The sequence below is a fragment of the Pseudomonas mendocina genome (assembly GCA_037482215.1).
Classification (GTDB): Bacteria; Pseudomonadota; Gammaproteobacteria; order Pseudomonadales; family Pseudomonadaceae; genus Aquipseudomonas; species Aquipseudomonas mendocina_E.
The window spans coordinates 3,532,813-3,555,018 of sequence record CP148074.1 but is presented as its reverse complement, the minus strand read 5'-3'; the positions used below and the strand labels follow the sequence as shown (position 1 = coordinate 3,555,018).

The 22,206-nt window shown below is 55.2% G+C and carries 21 protein-coding genes and 1 pseudogene; 8 read left to right on the top strand and 14 right to left on the bottom strand.

The window, feature by feature from the left end; translation table 11 throughout:
* Positions 1-9: 9 nt before the first annotated feature.
* On the bottom strand, positions 10-1,197 hold the full coding sequence (locus tag WG219_16625) for an acetate kinase (GenBank protein WXL24919.1): 1,188 nt from the start codon (positions 1,195-1,197) through the stop codon (positions 10-12).
* Positions 1,198-1,540, bottom strand: a pseudogene (locus tag WG219_16620) (DUF3565 domain-containing protein).
* Positions 1,541-1,554: 14 nt separating this feature from the next.
* On the opposite strand from WG219_16620, the gene WG219_16615 reads away from it, so the two are divergent.
* The 3 genes from WG219_16615 (at position 1,555) to WG219_16605 (ending at position 3,501) form a co-directional block, all read left to right on the top strand.
* A complete protein-coding gene (locus WG219_16615; GenBank protein WXL24918.1) occupies positions 1,555-2,040 on the top strand; it encodes a peptidylprolyl isomerase in 486 nt (161 codons plus the stop codon).
* 145 nt (positions 2,041-2,185) lie between these two features.
* Positions 2,186-2,668: a glutathione peroxidase gene (locus WG219_16610; GenBank protein ID WXL24917.1), complete on the top strand. Its 483-nt coding sequence runs from the start codon at positions 2,186-2,188 to the stop codon at positions 2,666-2,668.
* A gap of 95 nt (positions 2,669-2,763) precedes the next feature.
* Entirely contained in the window at positions 2,764-3,501 is a 738-nt protein-coding gene (locus tag WG219_16605) for a nitroreductase family protein (protein WXL24916.1), read from the top strand.
* 17 nt (positions 3,502-3,518) lie between these two features.
* Here the strand turns inward: WG219_16605 and WG219_16600 are convergent, their stop codons facing one another.
* The 6 genes from WG219_16600 to WG219_16575 are packed head-to-tail and all read right to left on the bottom strand — an operon-like array spanning position 3,519 to position 10,453.
* Positions 3,519-4,850, bottom strand: coding sequence for a DUF58 domain-containing protein (locus tag WG219_16600; protein ID WXL24915.1), 1,332 nt, complete (start codon positions 4,848-4,850; stop codon positions 3,519-3,521).
* Positions 4,851-4,875: 25 nt separating this feature from the next.
* Positions 4,876-5,931 (bottom strand): MoxR family ATPase, encoded by a 1,056-nt coding sequence (locus tag WG219_16595; GenBank protein ID WXL24914.1) that lies wholly within the window; start codon positions 5,929-5,931, stop codon positions 4,876-4,878.
* The gene (locus WG219_16590) at positions 5,928-7,175 is read right to left on the bottom strand and encodes a DUF4350 domain-containing protein (protein ID WXL24913.1); all 1,248 of its coding nucleotides are present in this window, start codon (positions 7,173-7,175) and stop codon (positions 5,928-5,930) included. The genes WG219_16595 and WG219_16590 overlap by 4 nt, the downstream gene beginning before the upstream one ends.
* Complete coding sequence (locus tag WG219_16585; protein ID WXL24912.1) at positions 7,172-8,764, bottom strand: DUF4129 domain-containing protein; 1,593 nt, start codon at positions 8,762-8,764, stop codon at positions 7,172-7,174. The genes WG219_16590 and WG219_16585 overlap by 4 nt, the downstream gene beginning before the upstream one ends.
* Entirely contained in the window at positions 8,751-9,731 is a 981-nt protein-coding gene (locus WG219_16580; GenBank protein WXL24911.1) for a stage II sporulation protein M, read from the bottom strand. Before WG219_16580 ends, WG219_16585 begins: the two co-directional genes overlap by 14 nt.
* The gene (locus tag WG219_16575; GenBank protein ID WXL24910.1) at positions 9,728-10,453 is read right to left on the bottom strand and encodes an RDD family protein; all 726 of its coding nucleotides are present in this window, start codon (positions 10,451-10,453) and stop codon (positions 9,728-9,730) included. The genes WG219_16580 and WG219_16575 overlap by 4 nt, the downstream gene beginning before the upstream one ends.
* Before the next feature lie 209 nt (positions 10,454-10,662).
* Between WG219_16575 and sbcB the strand changes: the two genes are divergently transcribed.
* Complete coding sequence (sbcB, locus tag WG219_16570; protein WXL24909.1) at positions 10,663-12,108, top strand: exodeoxyribonuclease I; 1,446 nt, start codon at positions 10,663-10,665, stop codon at positions 12,106-12,108.
* A 143-nt stretch (positions 12,109-12,251) separates the two neighbouring features.
* Here the strand turns inward: sbcB and mvaT are convergent, their stop codons facing one another.
* Positions 12,252-12,626, bottom strand: a complete 375-nt coding sequence (gene mvaT, locus WG219_16565; GenBank protein WXL24908.1) for a histone-like nucleoid-structuring protein MvaT — start codon at positions 12,624-12,626, stop codon at positions 12,252-12,254.
* A 312-nt stretch (positions 12,627-12,938) separates the two neighbouring features.
* Here mvaT and purU point away from each other — a divergent pair, with 312 nt between their 5' ends.
* Together purU and WG219_16555 are read left to right on the top strand one after the other, a co-directional pair.
* Positions 12,939-13,790, top strand: coding sequence for a formyltetrahydrofolate deformylase (gene purU / locus WG219_16560; GenBank protein ID WXL24907.1), 852 nt, complete (start codon positions 12,939-12,941; stop codon positions 13,788-13,790).
* 38 nt (positions 13,791-13,828) lie between these two features.
* A complete protein-coding gene (locus WG219_16555) occupies positions 13,829-14,014 on the top strand; it encodes a hypothetical protein (GenBank protein ID WXL24906.1) in 186 nt (61 codons plus the stop codon).
* 37 nt (positions 14,015-14,051) lie between these two features.
* Here the strand turns inward: WG219_16555 and WG219_16550 are convergent, their stop codons facing one another.
* Complete coding sequence (locus WG219_16550) at positions 14,052-15,929, bottom strand: methyl-accepting chemotaxis protein (protein ID WXL24905.1); 1,878 nt, start codon at positions 15,927-15,929, stop codon at positions 14,052-14,054.
* Positions 15,930-16,050: 121 nt separating this feature from the next.
* Between WG219_16550 and WG219_16545 the strand changes: the two genes are divergently transcribed.
* Positions 16,051-17,547: a helicase HerA-like domain-containing protein gene (locus tag WG219_16545; protein WXL24904.1), complete on the top strand. Its 1,497-nt coding sequence runs from the start codon at positions 16,051-16,053 to the stop codon at positions 17,545-17,547.
* 30 nt (positions 17,548-17,577) lie between these two features.
* Here the strand turns inward: WG219_16545 and WG219_16540 are convergent, their stop codons facing one another.
* The 3 genes from WG219_16540 to WG219_16530 form a co-directional block, all read right to left on the bottom strand.
* A complete protein-coding gene (locus WG219_16540; GenBank protein WXL24903.1) occupies positions 17,578-17,805 on the bottom strand; it encodes a hypothetical protein in 228 nt (75 codons plus the stop codon).
* A gap of 291 nt (positions 17,806-18,096) precedes the next feature.
* Positions 18,097-18,849, bottom strand: coding sequence for a transporter substrate-binding domain-containing protein (locus tag WG219_16535; GenBank protein ID WXL24902.1), 753 nt, complete (start codon positions 18,847-18,849; stop codon positions 18,097-18,099).
* Between the two features lie 304 nt (positions 18,850-19,153).
* A complete protein-coding gene (locus WG219_16530) occupies positions 19,154-19,681 on the bottom strand; it encodes a tetratricopeptide repeat protein (GenBank protein ID WXL24901.1) in 528 nt (175 codons plus the stop codon).
* Between the two features lie 185 nt (positions 19,682-19,866).
* Between WG219_16530 and WG219_16525 the strand changes: the two genes are divergently transcribed.
* Positions 19,867-21,000, top strand: a complete 1,134-nt coding sequence (locus WG219_16525) for a M14-type cytosolic carboxypeptidase (protein WXL24900.1) — start codon at positions 19,867-19,869, stop codon at positions 20,998-21,000.
* Positions 21,001-21,049: 49 nt separating this feature from the next.
* On the opposite strand, the gene gcvT is transcribed toward WG219_16525, so the two are convergent.
* Entirely contained in the window at positions 21,050-22,174 is a 1,125-nt protein-coding gene (gcvT, locus tag WG219_16520) for a glycine cleavage system aminomethyltransferase GcvT (GenBank protein WXL24899.1), read from the bottom strand.
* Positions 22,175-22,206 lie beyond the last annotated feature (32 nt).

Genomic DNA, 22,206 nt, shown 5'->3' with positions numbered 1-22,206 from the left:
GGACGGCGATCAGCGGTTAAGCAGTTCTAGTGTGTCGAGGGCAATCTGCCGTTCTTCATTGGTCGGGATTACCAGAATGCGAGGATGTCCGGCAGCATTGATGGCACCAGTCTGGCCACCGACCATTTCACTGTTGAGTGTTTCATCCAAAGACAGGTTGAGCAGTTTCAATGACTCAACGGTTTTACTGCGAATCAGGGCAGAGTTCTCACCAATGCCGCCGGTGAAAACAATGCCATCCAAGCGTGGTAGCGCGCAGCTCATGGCTGCCAGTGACTTCGCTAAACGATAGCAGAAGACTTCAATCGCTAAGGTTGCGCCTGCATGACCTTCGCTACGTGCCTGTTCAAGCGTGCGCATGTCGTTGGACAGGCCAGACAAACCAAGCAAGCCGCTCTCGTTATTGAGCAGGGTGTCGATCTTTTCCAGGCTCCACTTCAGGTTGCGCGCCAAGTGGCTATGCAGGTTCGGATCAACATCGCCGCTGCGGGTACCCATGACCAAGCCTTCAAGGGGCGTCAGCCCCATGCTGGTGTCGCGGCTTTCACCGTTAACGATTGCACACGTGGAGCTACCGTTACCCAGATGTGCGACCAGCCAGCAGCTGTCATCTACTGGCAGACCGCTGAGTTCGGCAGCACGTACGCTGACATAACGGTGGCTGGTGCCGTGGAAACCGTAACGGCGTACGGCGTGCTCGGTGTAAAGGTGTTCGGGCAAGGCGTAACGGTAGGCGTGTTCCGGTAGCGATTGGTGGAATGCTGTATCAAATACGGCCACCTGCGGCAGGTTAGGGAACAGGCGCATGGTCGCTTCAATGCCCAATGCGTTGGCCGGATTATGTAGCGGAGCCAGAGGGGAGAGGGCGCGAATACCCTCAAGGCTGGCTGGGGTGAGCAAGCAGGCGGACGTGAAGTGCTCTCCACCATGCACCACGCGGTGGCCGATGCCGTGCAGCTGACCATTGGTGGCACTCTCTACCAGAGGCAGGATCTTCGCCAGCGCCGCACGGTGGTCCGCCCCCGGCAAAATCAGGTTTTCTTTTTGATCATCGAGGCGCCAGCGGATTTGTGCGTCCGGGCTGCCCAGCCGCTCAGCAAGGCCGCTCAGGCGTGTGTTTGTGTGGTCCTCATTGATCAGTGCGAATTTGATCGATGAGCTGCCACAGTTGATTACTAGAATATTGCGTGCGGGCATCTACGGCTCCTTGTTCCGCTCTTTTGACGCTATTACTGAATCGATATCTTCGGAAGGTATGCCACCGGCGTGCAAGGCTTTTGCGCACCAGCCACACTCAAAAATCTCGCCTAGGCGGAGGTTACGCTGAGTTTCATCCAACACCCACTCGCGGTTCTGCCATGGCGGCTGATGGCGCAGATGCTGGGTGTGGCCGCAGGACAATACTGCCACCCAATAGCCTTCCTCATCCTGACGAAAATCAACCAGCCTTACTGCCATGGCATTTTGTCCGTCCATCTGCGGGCTGTTAGCTTTCACTCGAAGCCTTGGGTAAACTTGCACATTCTCTTTTCCTCAAAATAAGGTCCCGCCCCTATGTTGATCGCCGCCAATAAGGCCGTCTCCATCGACTATACCCTGACTAACGATGCCGGTGAGGTGATCGACAGCTCCGAGGGTGCAGCGCCTCTGGTTTACCTGCACGGTGCCAGCAACATCATCCGTGGTCTGGAAAAGGCTCTGGAAGGCAAGCAGGCTGGCGACGAACTGACTGTGGCCGTTGAGCCGGAAGAAGCTTACGGTGAGTTCAGCCCGGAGCTGGTTGCTACCCTGAATCGTTCAATGTTTGAAGGCGTGGATGAGCTGGAAGTCGGTATGCAATTCCACGCGTCCGCTCCGGACGGCGGCATGCAGATCGTGACTATTCGTGAGCTGGATGGCGACGACGTTATCGTTGACGGCAACCACCCGCTGGCAGGTCAGCGTCTGCACTTCAAGGTCAAGGTTGTAAACGTGCGTGATGCCAGCGACGAAGAAGTTGCCCATGGCCATATCCATGGCGAAGGTGGTCATCACCACTAAGTTTGGCGCTATTGCCCGGTCAAAATTCGACTTGTGGTTGTAACGAATGCTGGCCGGACTGCTAAGCTGATACGCATAAAGGGCGCCTTTCCGAGGCGCCTTTTTTATCCACCGTATGAACCTGCGTCATTTCAAGGAGATAGCAATGAGTGCCTTTCACGACCTCAGCCTTCGCGCATTGGACGGTCAGGAGTTGCCACTGGCACCTTACAAGGATCAGTTGGTTCTGGTGGTTAATGTCGCCTCTAAGTGTGGGCTGACACCTCAGTATGCAGCGTTGGAAAAGCTCTACCAGCAGTACAAGTCCCGCGGCTTTACTGTGCTTGGCCTGCCATGCAACCAGTTCGCCGGACAAGAACCGGACAGCGAAGAAGCGATTCGTGAGTTTTGTACGCTGAATTACGGCGTGACCTTTCCTTTGGGCAGCAAGCTCGACGTGAATGGCCCGGATCGTCATCCACTGTACCGCCTGCTTGCAGGGGAGGGGGCTGAGTTCCCCGGAGACATTACCTGGAATTTTGAGAAGTTTCTGGTGGGGCATGACGGGCGCGTGCTGGCACGTTTCTCCCCTCGCACATCACCGGATGATCCTTCAATCATCCAGGCCATCGAAAAAGCACTGGGCTGAGGCCATTTCTGCCAACGCTGCGGACTAAGCTTCCTAAGGCTTGTCCGCTTCAGTGCAACACGGCTTAATCAGGGTGATATGTCGAGGATGTCCTGATGAGCTCGTTCACTTCACCTACCGCTGTATTCCCTGCCACCGCGACCGAATTCAGAGCACTGGTCGAAAGCCGTCGCTCGGTGCGCCGCTTCAAAACTGACCCCGTGCCTGATGAAGTCATACGCGACTGCCTTGAAATGGCAGTGCTCGCACCTAACTCGTGTAACTTACAACCTTGGAATTTTCAGGTGGTGCGTGATCCGGCGCTGCTGGAGAAGCTGCATGGCGTGTGCATGTATCAGCATGCGGCTAAAGCGCCTCTGATTATTGCCGTATTGGCCCGGCCGGATACTTGGAAGAAAGCCTGCGAAGACATTATCAACCTGTGGCCTGAGCCACAGGTGCCAGCGGCTGTCGAGCAGTTTTACCGCAAGACTGCACCGTTTCAGTACGACCAAGGCCCTTTGGGGCTTAAGGGTTTTTTCAAGCGTCAGTTATTACGTGTGGCCGGCTTGCGTAAACCTTTGATGCGAACCCCCAACAGTTATACCCAGATGCGTGTTTGGGCGGTGAAGTCTACGGCGCTGGCTGCTCAGAATCTAATGCTGGCCTTCCACAGTCATGGGTATTCCACCTGCCCGCTGGAGGGCTTTGATGAGGTGCGCCTGCGTAAGACGTTGGCCATTCCGAAAAAGGCGGTACCGATTATGTTGCTCGCAGTAGGGCGTGAGGATGAGCGTGGTGTCTACAACCCGCGCTTGCGCTTCCCGTTAGAGCAGCACGTAACTTGGCTGTAGTTGGCAAGCTGGGACGTTTAAAGCGTCCCGGCTTTTTTCCAGGCCAGATAGCTGTTGACCAGCTGCGGCCCCAGTTCATTGGGGCGGGCTTCAAGCACCGGCACCCGGTTAGCAATAAGGCGTTCGTGTAACTCGGCGCGTGCGTTCAGATAGTTGACCGTGCCGCAGTAGTCCAGCGCCGCATCGAAATTGTCGACCGGTGCCTGCCTCAGCGTGTCCAGCACCTCTTCGCGCAGGCTGGCGACCAGCACGCGGTGCTGCTGGCTTAAGCGTTTTACCGCTGTTAGCAGGTCCTGATCATCTTCATCACGCAGGTTACTGACCAGCACGACCAATGCGCGTCGGCGCTGACGTTTAAGCAGATTGTTGATAGCACCGCTGAAATCAGCAGGCTGTTGCGTGCTCTCAAGGTCATACAGTCCATTCAGCAATACATTCAGCTGAGTCTGACCTTTGGCTGGAGGGAGGAAGCGTTGTTGCTGTGTGGCAAAGGTGGCCAGGCCGACAGCATCGCCTTGGCGCAGGGCTATATAGCTCAACAGCAAGCATGCGTTTAAGGCGTGATCGAAATGGGACAGCTCGCCGTCATGGCTGCGCATGCGTCGGCCACAATCGAGTAGGAAGATGATCTGTTGATCACGCTCATCCTGATACTCACGGGCAATGGGAGTGCGCTTGCGGGCAGTGGCCTTCCAGTCTATCTGGCGTAGCGTGTCGCCATCGCGGAATTCACGTAGCTGGTGGAACTCCATCCCCAAGCCACGTCGCTGATGCTGACGAATGCCCAATTGGTTTACCCAGTCCTCAACGGCCATCAGGCGTGCGCCGTGCAGGCGGGCGAAGTCCGGGTAAACGCGGGTTTCACCGCTGATGGGCAGGTAGCGGCGGGCATGCCATAAGCGCAGCGGGCTGGGCAGGCTGATCTCGCAACAGGGAATCTGGAAGCGCCCTCGTCGCAGCGGACGCACACGGTAGTGGGTTTGCGTGTGTTCGCCGGGACGTAGCTCTACCTTCAGCGGCAAATGTTGGTGGTCCATACCGGCAGGGAGATGATCGAATATATCCAGCAGGGTCATCCGGTCGAAATCGTGCCGCACAAGCAGGGATACTTCACTCCAGCGTCCCAGCGGCAGATTGCCGGGTAACTGTCGTTCAATACGCGGTGAAGGCTGGCGGCGCAGGCGTAAGGCATCCACCAAGGCTGTGGCGACCAGCAGGATTAGCAGTCCCCAGTAGAGACTGTCGAATGATGCAGGCAGCTTCAGCCCTACCGCACTGGCAATACCCAACAGACAGCCTATGCCCAGCAGGACGGCCAGGCAAATGAGCAGTGTGCGGGAGGGCTTCATAGTGGAGTGCCTTTGTTGTCACCGATCATAAGCGCGGAGCCGGAACCTGATTGATCAGTTGTTGCAGCACTTGATCGATGCTTAGCCCTTCAATATCCAGCTCTGGTGAGAGGCGCACGCGGTGGCGCAGTACGGCCAGGGCGCAGCCTTTGATGTCTTCCGGCAGGACGAAGTCGCCGCCGCGTAGCAAGGCCCGGGCACGGCCACAACGGACCAGAGCAATCGAGGCGCGAGGCCCTGCGCCTAGCGTCAGCCCCGGCCAGGTGCGGGTGGCGCGGGCCAAACGCACAGCGTAATCGAGGACCTGATCATCAATTGGCAGGTCGCTGGCTATTTTTTGCAGCGCTTGTACGTCACGGGCGTGCAGTAAGGTGCGCAGCGGTGTGACTTCGAGCATGTCGGCTTTGCTGGATCGGGCGACCTGGCGGACCATGTCCAACTCTTCCGGTTGCTGTGGATAATCCATAAGCAGTTTCAGCATGAAACGGTCGAGTTCAGCTTCAGGCAGCGGGTAGGTACCTTCCTGCTCAATCGGGTTTTGCGTGGCCAGGACCATAAAGGGCAGTGGAACATTGAGGGCGCGGCCTTCCAGGGTGACCTGACGCTCCTGCATAACTTCAAGCAGCGCTGCCTGGGTTTTGGCTGGGGCGCGGTTGATCTCGTCGGCCAGCAGCAGGTTGGTGAACACCGGGCCTTTACGCAGCTTGAACTGCTCGCTTTGCAGGTCGTATACGGCGTGGCCGGTTACGTCGCTGGGCATCAGGTCCGGGGTGAACTGAATGCGTGCAAACTCGCCGCCGAAGCAGCGAGCCAGGGAGCGAACCAGCAAGGTTTTGCCCAAGCCGGGAACCCCTTCGATCAGCACGTGTCCACCTGCGATCAACGCACTGAGCACACCCTCGATCACGTCGTTCTGGCCGATCAGCGCCTTTTGCAGCTCGCTGCGCAGGGCCTGGGCCAATTGGCTGGCACGCTGGCGTTGGGAAGCTAGGGTGCTGGCGCTGGGGGCAGTTGAGGCTTGCTCCGGCTGTGGGCTGGCGTCTTCTGGGCTTTCCGGCTGTTGTGGCTGTTGTTCGCTCATAGGGCATTCCTGAGTGTTTGCAGGTTGGCGACCTGGCGGGTGAAATCGGCGGCGCTCAGCTTTTGTGCAGTCAATGGTCGCATGGCTTGGCTGATGGCGCTGGTGGGTTGGCGGCTGAGACGGCTAAGTACCTGCCATTGTTCGGCAACAGGGAGCCGCTCGAAGCCTGGGTGCCGTTGCCGGGCTCGGCGCTGAATGTCCTGTTGCAGCGTTTGCAGTAGGGCAGTTTGGCCGTTGTGGCGGAGCAAGAAGTTCGCACTGGCACGCAGGTGTTCCTGCAACTGGCGGCGGTTACGGCTGGCCGGTTGCTGAATCGGGCCGTGGCGCATGCCTAGGTACCATAGGCTGCCAATGAGCAACAGTGCCAGTGCTACCAAGGCCTGCGGGAAGTGGCGCAGTAGCAAAGTGAACAGATTGTCGCGATCCGCGCGATAAACCAAGGTGACTTGGCTGTCCTGTGTCATGTACCAGAGCAGCCAGGCGTTGTCGTATTCACCAATGCGGTCGTTCTGCCAGATCCATGAATCGGTGAGTACTGTAATCAAGCCGTCGCCGTGGTAGGTCTGGATCATATGGGTTGCCGATTCGCTGTTGGCCCAGGCGTGCGCACGGTTGGGGGCGTCGTACAGGTGGAAGCGGGTGTCGAAGTTAATATAGGCCGGAGCCTTTTCGTTCTGAAGGAACAGCTGGGTCAATTCGGGGTAACTGACCGCTGCGTTCTCTTCATTTTCAGGGGATTGCGATTGTTCCTCGATGGCAGGGGGCGCAGGATCGGACGAAGCCTTTTCACCTTCGGTGGGCGCTTCGGTACTTTCTTCGTCATCCAGCGTTTCGCTTTCGTATTGCTGTATGCCGAGGCTGTCCAGCAGCAAGTCGCCGCTTTTCTCTTCGTCCTCATCCCACAGGCGTTCGGCCACGAAAAGCAGGTGCCCGCCTTTGGCTGCCCAGTCCAGTGCGCGTTTCGTCTGGCTGGGTGTCATGTTGCTGCGATCACCCAGCAGCAACAGCGTCTGGCCTTGGCTGGGCAGGGTTTTGAGAATCTCCAAGTTATCAGCCTGCGTAACCTGTAAGCCGCGTTCCTGTAGGAAGCGCTCGGCAGCCAGATACGGGTTGGCCAGTGCTTCAGGTGCGGGGCCATGCTCAACGGTTTCTTCATACGGGCTGAGCTGACTGCCGAGGTATCCGGCCAGCAGAACGAGCACGGCCAGGACAATGAGCAGGCTGATGCGCAGGCTACGGCTCATGCCTGTACCTCTTGCTTAAACAGCTGTCGCCAGGCAGTACAAAGATCGTGTTTTAGCTCGGCAGGGGGAAGGCGATGCCCGTAGGCAAGATTCTGCCAGTGCCCAGTCAGGCTTTGGCTGAACTGGCCTAGCTGGTCTTGGCCAATCCTTTCCACCAGATGCAGGACTTCGCTCTCGGTGTGAGAGGGTTCGAGGGGTAGGCGATACTCGTGCACTAAGCGGCTGAGCAGACCGCGATAGAGCAGGCTCAAAGCTGCACGAGGCTGTTCATCCCATAGCCGTTCGGCCTCAGCGGCAATATCCTCAGGCAGGTTCTGCGGCGCCAAATCCAGCCCGAATAGTTGTTGGGGGGCTTGGACTGGCTGTTTTTGGGGCAAACCCAAGCGTCCAGTGAAGGTTGCCAGCCATTCGCGGTAGCGCCAGATCAACCAGCCTATGAGACCGAACATGAGCGCCCAGAGTAGAGCTTCGAACAATTCGGCCACTGCATTGATGTGTTGCCAGAATTTCATTAGCTCGAAGAAGCCTTTGAGCAGCTCACTCAGCGTGCCTTGTTCATCATCGCCGCCGCTACTTTGCTCGTCCCCTAGGCGCCAGCGTGTGACTTGTTCCCGGTGCTGGAAGGGCGGGTTGGTGAGCAGGTTATTGACGCTGTCCTGCGCGGCTTGGCTGGTTAGTGGCTGATTCAGCAAGCGATCGCTAAGCGGGCCGTTCGGGTCTTGATCGGGCACAGGGCAGCTGGTTTCCGCTTCGGCAGCACTATTTTCAGTGGCCAACGCGCTGTCCGGGGAGAGTTGAAACAGCATGCAGCAGCTCAGAAGCAGGGCCGCTGCGACACCACGCAAGCGCTGGGCCAACTGACGGAATACCAGCTCGATGTCCCAGGCTTCCAGTTCCGTGCGACGGTTCAGATACAGAGTAAAGCCGCAGGCTACATACACCGGCCCCCAGATAACCAAGCCCAGGGCATACACAAAGTTAGACAGGTGCTCCAGCCACAGCCACTCTTGCGCGCCGCTGTCGATCAGTTGGGCCCACTGCCAGTTGGTTTCCATTTGCCCCGGCATGAGCATGTAGAACAGGCTGATGCCGCCTATCCACAGGGCAGACTCAAGATGCACACCAATAATGGTCAGCCAACTGGCCGGGCGGGTATTGCGTTGTTGCAGAATGACCAGGCGACGTTTGCGCTCATCTCCAGCAAGACCTTCTAACTGCATAACTGGCAGATCGAAACTGCGTGTCAGGCTGAAGCGGTGCAAGGTCAAGGATGCCAGTAGTTGTGGCCTCAGCAGGCCGGGCAGGGCCTTGATTGCCTGTCTCAGTGTGGGGATTGCACCAAACAGTGCGTTGGACAGGATAAACAACGGCAGGCGTTCGTAAGCCGGTTTCAACCACCAGAACAGCAGCACAGCTACCGTCGGGTAATCCCAGAACAGCAGGCACAACAGCGCGAACAGAGGTAGGGTGACCAGCGCCCAACTCAGCATCAGCAGTCCGGCATGTTTGCGCGCTAGCAGTACGCCGAGGTCAATGGCTTCCCATGTGTTGCGAGGGCGAATCACCACGCTGGCGTCACTTGGGCGCATGTTCACCTCGCCCGGACAACAGCAAGTAAGACAACACCACAATCCACAGTGCAGCCCCTACCCAGTATTTGAGCGTGGGTGTGGCTAGGGTCATGGAGGACCAGTAGGCTTCGATAAAGGCGGCGATCAACAGGAAGAGGGCAGCGCCACCCAATAGCTTGACTCCGTCGATGGCGGCCAGGCGTAAGGCTTCACCCCGAGGCAGACGGCCGGGAACCAGCAACACCCAACCGAGTTTGAGCCCGCCGGCTCCGGCCAGGGCGATGGCTGTCAGTTCAAAGGCGCCGTGGCCGATCACAAATGACCAGAAGGTTTCGCCAAAGCCAATCTGCGTCAGGTGTCCCGCTACCGAACCAATCACTACGCCGTTAAACAACAGATAGAAAAGTGTGCCTAGGCCAAACAGCAGGCCGCTGGCAAAGGTCTGAAAGGCGATGCCGATGTTGTTCATGATGTAGAAGCCAAACATCACCCAGTCTTCGCTAGAACCTCGCTCGCTGAAACGGCCGATGCGCCGGGCTTCCGGGTCATACATCTTTTCCATCTCAGCGACTTGCTCAGTAGGCAGTACGCTGTAGACAAGCTCCGGCACGCTGTATACCAGTGTTCCCATCAGCAGCAGGCTGCCGAAGAACATCAAGGTCGCCGCAGTCACATAACGCCATTGCGCTCTAACCAGCTGTGGAAAACCAGACAGGATAAAACTCAGGAATTGCCCCGCCAAAGGGCTGCGATGCCGGTAGAACTGTTGATGCCCACGCATTGCTAGATGTTGCAGGCGGTCGATCAGGTGGCTGCTATAGCCTCGATCTTGTGCGACTGCTAGCTGCTGGCATAAGCGTCTGTACCCGGCGGCAAAGCGGCTAGTCTGTTCTGGCAGCGCTTTGCCTTTTTCCAGCATGTCCAGCAGTTCGCTGAAGCTTCGCCAGTCTTGTTCATGGACTTGCTCAAACAGGCTCTGTTTCATGTTGGCCCCATCAAACCGCGGGCAATTCCATGGATCTGCGATTCGGCTAACTCGGGCGGTACACGCAGTGGATCGGCCAGTATTTCTGCCAGCTCCTGGCGGCGGCTGGCCGATAGGTCATCTGCGCGTTCGGAAAATCCAATCAGCGCTCGCTGCTCATTAAGGCTCATGGCAAACGGAGCCGCTAAGGCTTGCGCGCCGCTCAACTGGCGCGATTGGGGTGGGCTGTCCTGGTAGACCACCAGTGTGCCGGCTGCAATGTCTCCCAGGCGTTTGAATGCCGGGTGGTTCAGGCAGCTAAGCAAGCCAAATGCATAGGCGAAGGGCAGCATGTCTACGGTGCGCAGCAGGTTGCGCGTCAGCGATGCCTGCCAGCCGATGGGGGTGCCGTCGTCATGAATTACACGCAGGCCAAGTAGTTTCTTACCAGGCGTACGCCCCTGATTGAGCACCTCAAACAGCACCATGTACCACCAGTGCACAACAAACAGAAGGATGCTGGACAGGCCAATACCAAATTGACCAAGCATGGCCAGCAGGGTGAACAGTACTGCGAGGATGACGGCGCGAATCAGAAAGTCGATGGCAAAAGCCAAGGCTCTGGGCACAGCACCAGCAGGGCGTAGCACCAGATCAATGCCCTCAGGTGTTTCCACCTGATAACGGGTATCCAGTAAAGCGGACTGTGCGGTATTTGACCCAGAAGATAACGTCGGCGACATCGGCTGATTACGAAGAGTAAAGCCCGATGCTAGCTAGCTGCAGATCGTGAAGCAACCTGTCTTGGCAATTGCTTAAGAGTCCTCTGAGATTCATCGCTGCGCAAAATCGGTAAAAAGCTCACCCCGTTAGGCTGGCAAAGGGCTGCTAGCACAGGCAGCTCCGGCATCGGGTGTTAGACTGCGTATGCCTCCACCTCAGGACTTTTACCGTGACTGCAAGCCTTTTCTGGTACGACTACGAAACCACAGGAATTGACCCGCGCCGCGACCGGCCGCTTCAAGTAGCGGGCATTCGCACGGATGAAGACCTCAATGAGATTGGCGAGCCGCTGAATATTTATTGCCGATTAAGTGACGATATTTTGCCTCATCCTGCTGCCTGCCTAGTGACCGGTATCACCCCGCAGGTACTCGAGCAAAAAGGGCTGGCTGAGGCTGAGTTCATGACCCGCGTGCATGCTGAACTGGCTGCGCCCGGCACGTGTGGCGTGGGTTACAACAGCCTGCGTTTCGATGATGAAGTTACTCGTTACAGCCTGTATCGAAATTTTTTCGATCCCTACGCGCGGGAGTGGCAAGGAGGAAATAGTCGTTGGGATTTGATTGATCTGGTGCGCACGGCTTATGCATTACGCCCGGAGGGCATCAACTGGCCGCAGGATAACGGTCAGGTGAGCCTGAAGTTGGAACGCCTTACAGTCGCCAATGGGATTGAACATGGGCAGGCGCACGACGCGCTGTCTGATGTACGGGCAACCATTGCCTTGGCGCGCCTGCTGAAAAATACGCAGCCCAAGCTCTACAACTATTTCTATCAGCTGCGCAGTAAGCAGCGGGTGATGGATCAGATCCGTCTGCTCCAACCGTTCGTGCACATCAGTGGTCGGTTTGCTGGCGCTCGTCATTATTTATCCCTGGCGCTGCCGCTGGCGTGGCATCCGCGTAATCGCAATGCATTGATTGTTTGTGATCTACAGTCCGATATCTCTCCCTTGCTGGAGGAGTCGGCAGAAACGTTGCGTACACGCCTTTATACGCGACGTGACGACCTAGCCTCTGGGCAGCTGCCAGTGCCGCTTAAGCTGCTGCATATCAACCGCTGCCCTGTGGTTGCCCCGATGAATGTTCTGCGGGCCCAGGATATAGAGCGTTTGCAGCTGGATGTTGCGCTGTGTGAAAGCAGGGCAGAGCAGTTGCGTGAGCGAGCAGCAGATTGGAAGGGGAAGCTGGTTGAGGTTTACGCCGAAGAGAGTTTCGCTGGTAGCGCTGACCCAGAACAACAACTCTATGATGGATTCATTGGCGATAGGGATCGGCGCTTGTGCGAGCAAGTTCGTAATTGCGATCCACAGCATTTGGCCGGCGAGTCATGGATGTTTGATGATGCGCGCTTGCCTGAGTTGTTGTTCCGATATCGCTGTAGGAACTTTCCGGAGACTTTGTCGGAGGTGGAGAAACAGCAATGGAGTCAATTCTGCCGCATGCGTTTGAGTCTGCCCGAATATGGTGCGCCTAACACGCTTGAGCAGTTCCTACAGTCTGCGAATGAGCTGTCCGATAATTTGTCCGCAGAGCAAAATGTTGTTATGGATGTTTGGGTCAAATACGTCAAGAAGATGCGGAGTTCTTATGGCTTAGAATATGTAGGGGAATAGGCTGATTACTTAATCAGTTGGATACATTTAATACGGTTAAAGTTTCACCACTCCCTACTATTCGTCAGATTTATCCGAGCATAAAAAAACGCCAGCAAGCTGGCGTTTTTTTATGGAGCAAAGCGCTGCACAGCAGCTGGGGCTTAGCCCAGCAGGGTTGCCCAGCCTTCCACAACGTCACCGCCCCACTTGGCTTTCCACTCTTTCAGAGTTTTGTGGTTGCCGCCTTTGGTTTCGATGACTTCACCGTTGTGTGGGTTTTTGTATTGCTTAACTTTACGAGCACGCTTGCTTGGGGCCGCTTTAGCGCCACGAGCAGCTTTGCTCGATTTAGCTTCTGGGTCGAACATAGCAATGATATCGCGCAGGGATTTCTGATATTCGCCCATCAGCGCGCGCAGTTTGCCTTCGAACTCAAGCTCTTTTTTCAGCTTGTCGTCTTGGGACAGATTCTTCAGGCGCTCCTGGAGTTCCTTAATGGCTTCTTCAGTGGCGCGATATTCGTTGATCAGAGACATTCGGTATTACCTGTGCTAGCGATTGGTTTCTAAGTGACTCTTATAATAGTCATGCACTTTTGACAAGTAAACCATTTTGCTCGGGTTTTCTTTTATCTAATTATTATTGTTATTACGCTTGTCCTACAAAAATTTAAATAATTGTGTCGGAAGAGGCTTAGCGATCAGATTATGTAGTTGACGAATGGTTGGACTACTTGGAGTTGTACGGCTCTACATTGCGCATTCGGTCGTTGCTCTGAGTCATGATGGCTGTTGTTTTTTTGCGTAATGACTAAAATGGCCAACTTTTTCCAAGCGGTGGAGCTGTAAATGCGTACGTTTCGATTGGTGATTGCTTGTCCTGATCGGGTAGGGATCGTGGCCAAGGTCAGTAACTTCCTAGCCACTTACAACGGTTGGATCACTGAAGCGAGTCATCACTCGGATACGGAGAGTGGCTGGTTTTTCATGCGTCATGAGATCCGGGCTGACTCTCTGCCATTCGATCTTGACGGCTTCCGTCAAGCGTTTGCACCTATTGCTCGCGAGTTTTCCATGGAGTGGCGAGTAACCGACTCTGATGTGAAGAAGCGCGTGGTGCTTATGTGCAGCCGCGAGTCCCATTGTTTGGCCGACCTGTTGCACCGCTGGCATAGTGGTGAGCTGGATTGTGATATTCCCTGTGTGATCTCAAACCATAATGACCTGCGCAGCATGGTCGAGTGGCATGGCATTCCTTATTACCATGTCCCGGTCGATCCTAAAGACAAACAGCCGGCCTTTGATGAAGTTGAGCGTTTAGTTAAGGAGCATTCGGCTGATGTTGTGGTACTTGCCCGCTATATGCAGATCTTGCCGCCGCGACTGTGCGCAGAGTTCTCCCAGCGCGTGATTAACATTCACCACAGCTTCTTGCCTTCTTTCGTTGGTGCCAAGCCCTATCACCAAGCGTCCACCCGTGGTGTGAAGCTGATTGGCGCAACCTCCCACTATGTGACTGAGGAGCTGGATGCTGGGCCGATCATTGAGCAGGATGTGGTGCGCGTCAGCCATCGCGATAGCATTGAGGAAATGGTGCGCCGTGGTAAGGATGTGGAAAAAATGGTGCTGTCCCGAGGCTTGCGTTATCACCTCGAAGACCGCGTCCTTGTGCACGACAACAAGACTGTGGTTTTCAACTAAGCTCAAGGCAGTCTCTGGCTGATTGGGAGGGCGTCGATATGAACGAGCCACTCAAGCGTGCTACATCAAGCCCTCCGCCGGTTTTGGGGGAGGGTTGTACCCAGCGGTACGATCCAGCAGCAATGACTCCGGATACAGGCTGCGATTTTGCCGAAGCTGCCGCGCTCTGGAAGGAGCTGGAGGATGGGCAGGATAAGCCTGCAAATAAAGACGATGAACACTAATCAAAGGGCGCTTTCAGCGCCCTTTGTGCGTTCCGGGTCAGATACGGAAGCCGTCTACCAAGTTCTTGAGGCGTGTGGCCAGTTGTTCTAGGTCGGCGCAGGCCCGTAACGTGGCGTGGAGGTTTTCAACTCCTTCCTGATTCAGGGTATTGATTTCAGTAATGTCCATATTTAGCGATTCGATGACCGATGTTTGTTCTTCAGTAGCGGTAGCAACAGATTGGTTCATGCTGTCGATCTCGCTAATTCTGTCTGTGACACTGGCCAGTCGCTGGCCTGCCTGGTTGGCTATTTCCACGCTCTGATCGCTGTGCTGCTGACTTTCCGTCATGGTTGTGACGGATTCTCGTGAGCCGATCTGCAGCTCTTCAATCATTGTTTCGATCTCTTGAGCGGACTCCTGTGTGCGGTGTGCCAGGTTTCGTACCTCATCAGCTACTACAGCAAAGCCCCGACCGGCTTCCCCTGCGCGTGCGGCTTCAATGGCCGCATTGAGTGCGAGCAAATTGGTTTGTTGCGAGATGCTTTTGATGACCTCAAGGATCTGGCCAATATTCACGGTTTTACTGTTGAGCGTTTCGATGTTGTCGCACGATATCCTGATCTTGGCGGAGAGCTGGGTCATGGCCTCAATGGTGCCTTCGACCACCTGGCGACCGTCCTCAGCCAAATGTCGGGCGTCACTGGCCTGTGTGGAGGCGTCTGCGGCATTGCGGGCGATTTCCTGTGCTGCGGCCCCCAATTGGTTGATGGCGGCGGCAACGCTGTTGGTGCGGCTGGCCTGTTCGTCAGAGTTGAGCATCGAGGCGTTTGAAGCCCCTAATACGAGCTGGGCCGACTCATTGACTTCTCGTGTGGCTGCAGACACTTGCTTAATTGAATGATGGATGCGCTCAACAAATTGATTGAAGGCGTTGCCGAGCTGGCCGAATTCGTCTCTGGTGTTCACCTTCAGGCGTTTGGTCAGGTCTCCTTCACCTTGGGCGATGTCTTCCATGGCTTTGCCCATGAGCCGCAGTGGCTGCATAAGCACATTCATAAGCATCCCCAGCAGCGCAATGATAGATATCACGGCAATGATCATGGCAATCACCGCTGAGGTGCGGAATTGAGTGAGCATTGAGTAGGCATCCTCTTTGTCAATCGACAGGCCCACGTACCAGTCTACCGACGGCAGTCCCTTAACTTGGCTGAACGTCATGATGCGGGTGCTACCATCGACCTCGACCTCACTGAAGCTGGCATTGATTGCAGGTGGGTTTTGCGGGTGAAGCTCCTTGAGGTTTTTCATATCCTTCGAAGGATCTGGGTGGACCAATACCTTGCCATCTGCACTGACCAGAAAGGCAAAGCCCATTCCGTCGAAGTCCAGTGAGTTGATAGTTTCGACTAAGGTGTCGAGGCTCAAATCGCCGCCAACAACTCCCGAACTGCCCGCTGGAGAGGCGATGGTAAGGGTGAGGTCATTGTTCGCTGCGTCCTGATAGGGTTCCGTTAATGTCACACCGCGGGCTGTAACGGCATCTTTGTACCAAGGGCGCTCTCTGGGGTCGTAACCGTCACCCATGTCCTCATCCGGCTGCATAACGAAGCGGCCATTTGCATAGCCCATGTAAATGTAGGTGAATGTATTGGCTAAGGTTTTTTGAGCGAGCAGGCCACGTACATAACCCTCGTCCGTGGTGTTGGAGATGGACTGAGCTGTGTTGTCGACAAGAAGAATGCGGCCCGACAACCAGTTTGAAATGTTGGTTGCGGTTAGGTCGCCCATTTCTCTCAGGTAGTTCTCCAAGTCTGTGCGTATAGCATTTCGTTGCAGGTAATCGTTGTAGAGGGTAAACAAGGAGAACGCGCTGATCACAACCAGTGAAGCGGCAAGCAAAATTTTGTGGCTGAACTTCAAAGCAATGCTCATATTGATGCGTCCAGTATGTGAGATCAGTAGTTATAAGGCTGAAGGCTTATTGCTATTACCTTAGTGTAGGCTTGAACTATTGGCTCAATGCAGTAGCAATTTTTATTACGGAGATTAAGGAATGGCTGATACCGGGCAGTTTTTCGTTGGAGCGGATCTCCAGGGGCTGCAAGTCGGGCAGGCATTGCGCTTGGCGAACCGTCACGGCTTGATTGCAGGTGCAACAGGTACCGGGAAAACCGTGACCTTGCAAAGATTGATTGAGACATTCAGCGATGCTGGAGTGGCGGTGTTTGCCGCAGACGTTAAAGGCGATCTGTGCGGCTTAGGGGCAGTTGGGGCGCCTCAGGGGAAAGTGGCTGAGCGCATTGCTGCTATGCCTTGGCTTAATCATGAGCCTAAGGCCTACCCGGTAACGCTGTGGGACGTGGATGGCAAGAGCGGCCACCCGCTGCGAACGACCTTGAGTGAAATGGGCCCTTTGCTATTGGGGGCATTACTTGAGTTGACGGACAGCCAGCAGGCGGCTCTTTATGCTGCCTTCAAAGTTGCAGATCGTGAAGGATTGTTGCTGCTGGACCTCAAGGACCTCAAAGCGCTGCTGTCGCATTTGAAGAGCAACCCCGAGGTGCTCGGTGAAGACAGTGCGCTGTTTAATCCCACTTCCGCCCAGGCATTGCTGCGCAAGTTGTCCGGTCTTGAACAACAAGGTGCCGATGATTTGTTCGGTGAGCCGGCGCTGCAACTTGAAGACCTTTTGCACCCTGACCGGGACGGCCGTGGCCGGGTTCACCTGTTGGACGCCAGTCGCTTAGTCCATGAGGCGCCGAAGGTGTATGCGACGTTCCTGTTATGGCTGTTGGCTGAGCTGTTCGAGCAGTTGCCTGAACGCGGCGACGCCGATAAGCCATTGCTGGCGTTGTTCTTTGATGAAGCTCACCTGCTGTTCGCCGATACCCCCAAAGCGCTTCAGGAGCGATTGGAGCAAGTGGTACGCCTGATTCGTTCTAAAGGCGTTGGGGTGTATTTTGTGACCCAATCCCCGAGTGATCTACCGGATGCCGTGCTGGCTCAGCTAGGGCTGCGTATTCAGCATGGATTACGCGCCTTCACAGCTAAAGAACAGAAGGCCTTGCGTGCGGTGGCCGATGGTTTCCGGCCGAATCCGGAGATCGACACGCTGGCCACGCTGACTGAGCTGGGTATAGGTGAGGCATTGGTGGGGACTTTGGAGTTAAAGGGAACCCCTGCGATGGTCCAGCGAGTGGCAATTGCGCCGCCGCAATCCCGGATAGGTCCTCTGAGCGAAAGTGAGAGAGCGGAGCTGATCCGTCAGTCTCCGTTGCTTGGCCGTTACGACAAACCGATTGATCGTGAGTCAGCCTATGAGATTTTGACCGCGCGTGCTGCCCAGCGAGTGCCGGAGGAAGCTCCGCAAACTGGCAAACCAGCGGGCAAGGCTAAGAAAGACGACCCTGGTTTGGGTGGCATGGCCGGTGAGCTGTTGGGTGATCTTGCCAGTAACGTCATGAAAACAGCTGTACGTCAGGCTGCCAACCAGATTGGGCGGCAATTGGTACGAGGGCTGTTGGGCTCGTTGCTGGGCAAGGGGCGCTAACAGTAACCAAGCTGTAGGTTACGTTATCAGCTATAAGCCTGAAGCCGTGTCTGAAGCGGCTTCAGTGCGATCCTTCAGCTCTTTCTCTATTTTCTCGATTTCTTTTGCAAACGCCTGGTCAAGCAAGTTCGAGCGTTTGCGCCAAGGTTTACGCTCTGGATCAGGCTGAGCGGCGTATGTTACGACCTCCCCACCGTATATATCTTTGAAGCGCTGTGCCTGTCGCTCAAGTTCTGCGCGCAGTTCATCTTTTGTCACGATATTACCCATTAAAATCAAAACGGCATGTTACTGAAAACTGTCCGTATCTATTTGAGCCAAGTGTTTTTACTTACGACCCAGCGGTAATTAAAACCCAAGGGCATCATTCTCTGAACTCTAAATTTTCCATTAGATGGGCCGGTCGCGTGTTAGCGATCGACAAGTTCGGAGAGTTGGTTTTTAAACCTAAGAAGAGTCTCAGTTCCAGCTGTCAGAACAACTGGTCAGCTCTGGTGGCTGACTGAAGCGTTTAAATTATGGTAGATCGTGCGCTGGAAGTCCAGCATGTCACTTTGCTTCTTCCAATGCATAGCGTTTCAGAATTTGTGCAACCTCTCCTGACTGCTTCAAGCGCTTTAGTCCGTCATTAAATGCAGTAAATATCTCTGGAGTGACCTTTTTCCGTGAGAACCCAATCGCATAGGAGGTGGAGGCCATGTAGCCGGCATTGCGCAACGCGTAGAGTCGATCATGATCGATTAAGTGACGAGCTACATCATTATTCAATACCACGATACCTTTTTTGCCAAAGCGCCCTGCGCTGAGCATCAGCAACAATCTCTGGTTGTTGGTGATCAGGCTGATATCAATATCGTCTACGTCTTTAAGGGTTTCTTCGAGTATGTATGACGTGCCGGATGGCCCGTATACCCCGATTTTGGCCCCTTTTAAATCATCGGGTTTCGTGAATATGAAGTCATTCTCGCGGCGGGTGTAAAAGTTATAGTGACTGACGGCGATCATTGGCGTTAAGTAAAATGAAGCCCTTCGTGCCGGGGAGTCAATGAGGGTGAATATACCGTCAACTTCACCATCCTCTGCAAGTTGAAGTGCCCGCCGCCAGGGAAATACTTCTATAGAGCAACTCCACTTTAAATGCTGGCAGACCAGCATGACTATTTCGGGAAAGGCACCACTTGCCATAGCCCCCCGAGAGTAACTGAAGGGGGGGAATTCTTCGGTGACAAAGTTTACCTCTGCTGCTAGTGAGTAGTTCACGCAACCCATGAGACCCAATGCATAAATCAGGTTTCGCAACACGAGGCGTTCCTTGTCTTATATGCCCAGTATCAGAGTTTAATAGGTGAATTTGATGGTGTGTATGGGCTATTATTTTTAGTCAAGCGACTCAAGATTTTCTAGTGCATTGCTTACTTTCCTATAACAGGTATAGCAGCATTCTTGAACGCGTTGACGTACTGCTGCCGCATAACTTGCGCGGGGATAAATGATTATCCGAAGCGGCCTTTCTAGAATAGTGTTTTCAAGTCTTAGGTAGACATTGCGAGGGCTCGCTGAGTAGGGGCTTGGGGTTTACCCGGTGAGCCCCTCTCCAAGGTATTAGTCAGTTGCCTAATGCTTTGCAGCTCGGTTCATAGTTTTGTTGGCAGGCGCTCTGGAACAAGCGTCTTGCCTGGCCAGGGTCCTGTGTAACGCCCTGATCTCCGCGTTGGTACAGCGTACCGAGAATATGCTGTGCCATGGGATTGCCGCCTGCAGCTGATTGGTTGAGGTACTTCAGCATCTGTGCAGGATTACTGAGCGTTTGATCATTGCGACCCGTGTACAGGTAGGCGAGGCTGACAGCAGACATTGCATGGCCTTTATCCGCTGCTTGTTTCCACCAATATTCGGCTTGTTTCAGATCTTTTTTTGGTTGGGCGTTGAAATATTGATTGCCCAGTTGAAATTGGCTTTCGAGGTCGCCTCGGGATGCCTGTTGCTGTAGTTGCGCTAAATTGGCATTCACGGTTGCCGCAGACGATGAGGGCGAATCATTTCCGGCTGTCGGTTGCTCGGTTGAAGGTGTGCTGGCGCAGGCACTCAGTAAGGCTGCTGAAATGAGTAAAAGAGGCACGGCCAACGAGCGCATAAGAGGTCTCCTATTACCAATAATTCGCATTGTTAAACTGACAGACTGTAGATGGATTGAGAAGTTGCGGGAGCATTTCGCCGGATATGACGGAATCCGTATCAGTATGTCGCATGGGGCATTTATCTCCACCCTAAGAGCTGCGATTCTTGTTAACTCATATTTATTCAGGGTGTCTCGAATTCATGCAAATCAGCGCAGATTTTGACAGTGGAAACATTGCGGTTATAGACACCAGTAACCCTGAAAACGTGTTGCTGGCTATTCGTCCAGATACTAAAAGTGGTCATTTTCAGTGGTTCCATTTCAAGGTGGATGAGCTTGAGGAAGGCAAGCATTACGGCTTCAGCCTGACCAATGCCAGCCAGTCCTCTTATCCGAATGCCTGGGATGGCTACAACGTTGTGGCTTCTTATGACCAGCGCAGCTGGTTCAGGGTGCCCAGTCAATTTGCCGAGGGCGCACTTAACTTTGAGTTAGACGTGCAGGCCTCCAAAGTCTGGTTTGCTTATTTCGAGCCTTATAGCAGAGCCCGCCATGACTGTCTGATTGAGGATGCACGCACGTTAGCCGGAGCAGAATTGGTTGCAACGGGTAAGAGTATTGAAGGCCGGGATATTCCTTTATTGAGGATCAAGCGCCATTCGCAGGCGTCGCGGAAAATTTGGATCATCGCTCAACAGCACCCCGGTGAGCACATGGCCGAATGGTTTATGGAGGGGGTGATCGAGCGCCTGCAATCCAACGGCGACGAAGAAATGGAGACGCTGCTCGATCAAGCTGAGCTGTACCTGGTGCCCAACGTAAACCCGGATGGTGCCTTCCACGGTCACCTGCGTACCAATATGGCCGGGCGCGACCTTAACCGTGCGTGGCAATCCGCGACGGAAGCCGAAACGCCAGAGGTGTACTTCATTCAGCAACAGATGCGTGAGATCGGTGTGGATATGTTCCTCGATATCCACGGTGATGAGGAAATTGCCCATGTGTTCACTGCGGGCTGCTCCGGCAACCCGACCTTTACACCGCGTTTAGCCGCGTTGGAGGAGGAGTTCGGGCGTCGTCTGATTGAACACGGTGCCGAGTTTCAGACGTTGTTTGGTTATGCGCCACAACAGTTCGGCGAGGCCAATACCAGCCTTGCAGCTAACTCGGTGGGGATGGAGTTTGATTGCCTGTCGCTGACCATCGAAATGCCGTTCAAGGATCACGATGACCGGCCTAATCCGCAGACAGGCTGGAGCAGCGCACGCTCGAAGCAGCTGGGTAAAGATGTGCTAAGTGTCGCCTCGGCGATGGTTGATCACCTGCGCGACTGATAGCTGAACCGTTCGCGCCGCCAGTGTGGTCGGCGCGAACGGGACTGGCTTAGCCGCGGTAGTAGCGCTGCGGCACGAACGGTGTCTTGGCGACTTTCATGGCGACGCGTTTGCCCCGCACGATGGCCCAGACTTCCGTATCAACGGCACTGTGGCTGTTGCTGACGTAGCCCATGGCCACCGGTGCACCCAAAGTAGGACCAAAGCCCCCGCTGGTGACTTTGCCGATCACCTTGCCCTCAGCGTCGACGATTTCCGAACTCTCGCGTACTGGCACGCGCTCTTGCGGCAGCAAGCCAACACGCTTGCTTGGCACGCCGTCCTGCTGTTGTTCGAAAACGCGTTTGGCGCCGGGGAAGCCGCCAGCGCGTGCACCGTCTGCACGGCGTGGCTTGGAGATTGCCCACAGCAGGCTGGCTTCGATCGGTGTGGTTTCAGTGCTCATGTCGTGCCCATACAGGCACAGGCCTGCTTCCAGGCGCAGGGAGTCGCGGGCACCCAGACCAATCGGTTGTACTTCCGGTTCAGCCAGGAGGCTGCGGGCGAGGGTTTCTGCTTGCTGGTTGGGTACGGAAATCTCGTAGCCGTCTTCGCCGGTGTAACCGGAGCGGCTTACATAGCAATCCACGCCGAGCAGACGCACCTGGGTGAACTGCATAAAGGTCATCTTGGTCACTTCCGGCGCCAGGCGGGCTAGCACTTCAGCGGCTTTGGGACCTTGCAGAGCGAGTAGGGCACGGCTCTCGAAGAAGTCGATGATTTCGCATTGATCGCCGATGTGCTTCTGCAGGTGGGCCAAGTCCTGGTCTTTGCAGGCGGCGTTGACCACCAGGAACAGGGTGTCGTTGCCCAGATTGGCCACCATCAGGTCATCCAGAATGCCGCCATTGGTGTCGGTGAACATGGCGTAGCGCTGCATGCCGACTGGCAGGTCAATGATGTCTACCGGCACCAGGTGCTCCAGTGCTTCGGCCGCTTTCGGCCCACGCAGCATGATCTGGCCCATGTGCGATACGTCAAACAGGCCGGCTTGCTCGCGGGTGTGCAGGTGTTCTTTAAGTACGCCGAGCGGGTATTGCACCGGCATGTCGTAACCGGCGAAGGGCACCATGCGTGCGCCCAGTTCAAGGTGCAGGGCATGTAGCGGGGTTTTTGCCAGAGTTGCGCTGGTCATGGGTTGGCTCCAGTACATTGGATTGAAGGGCG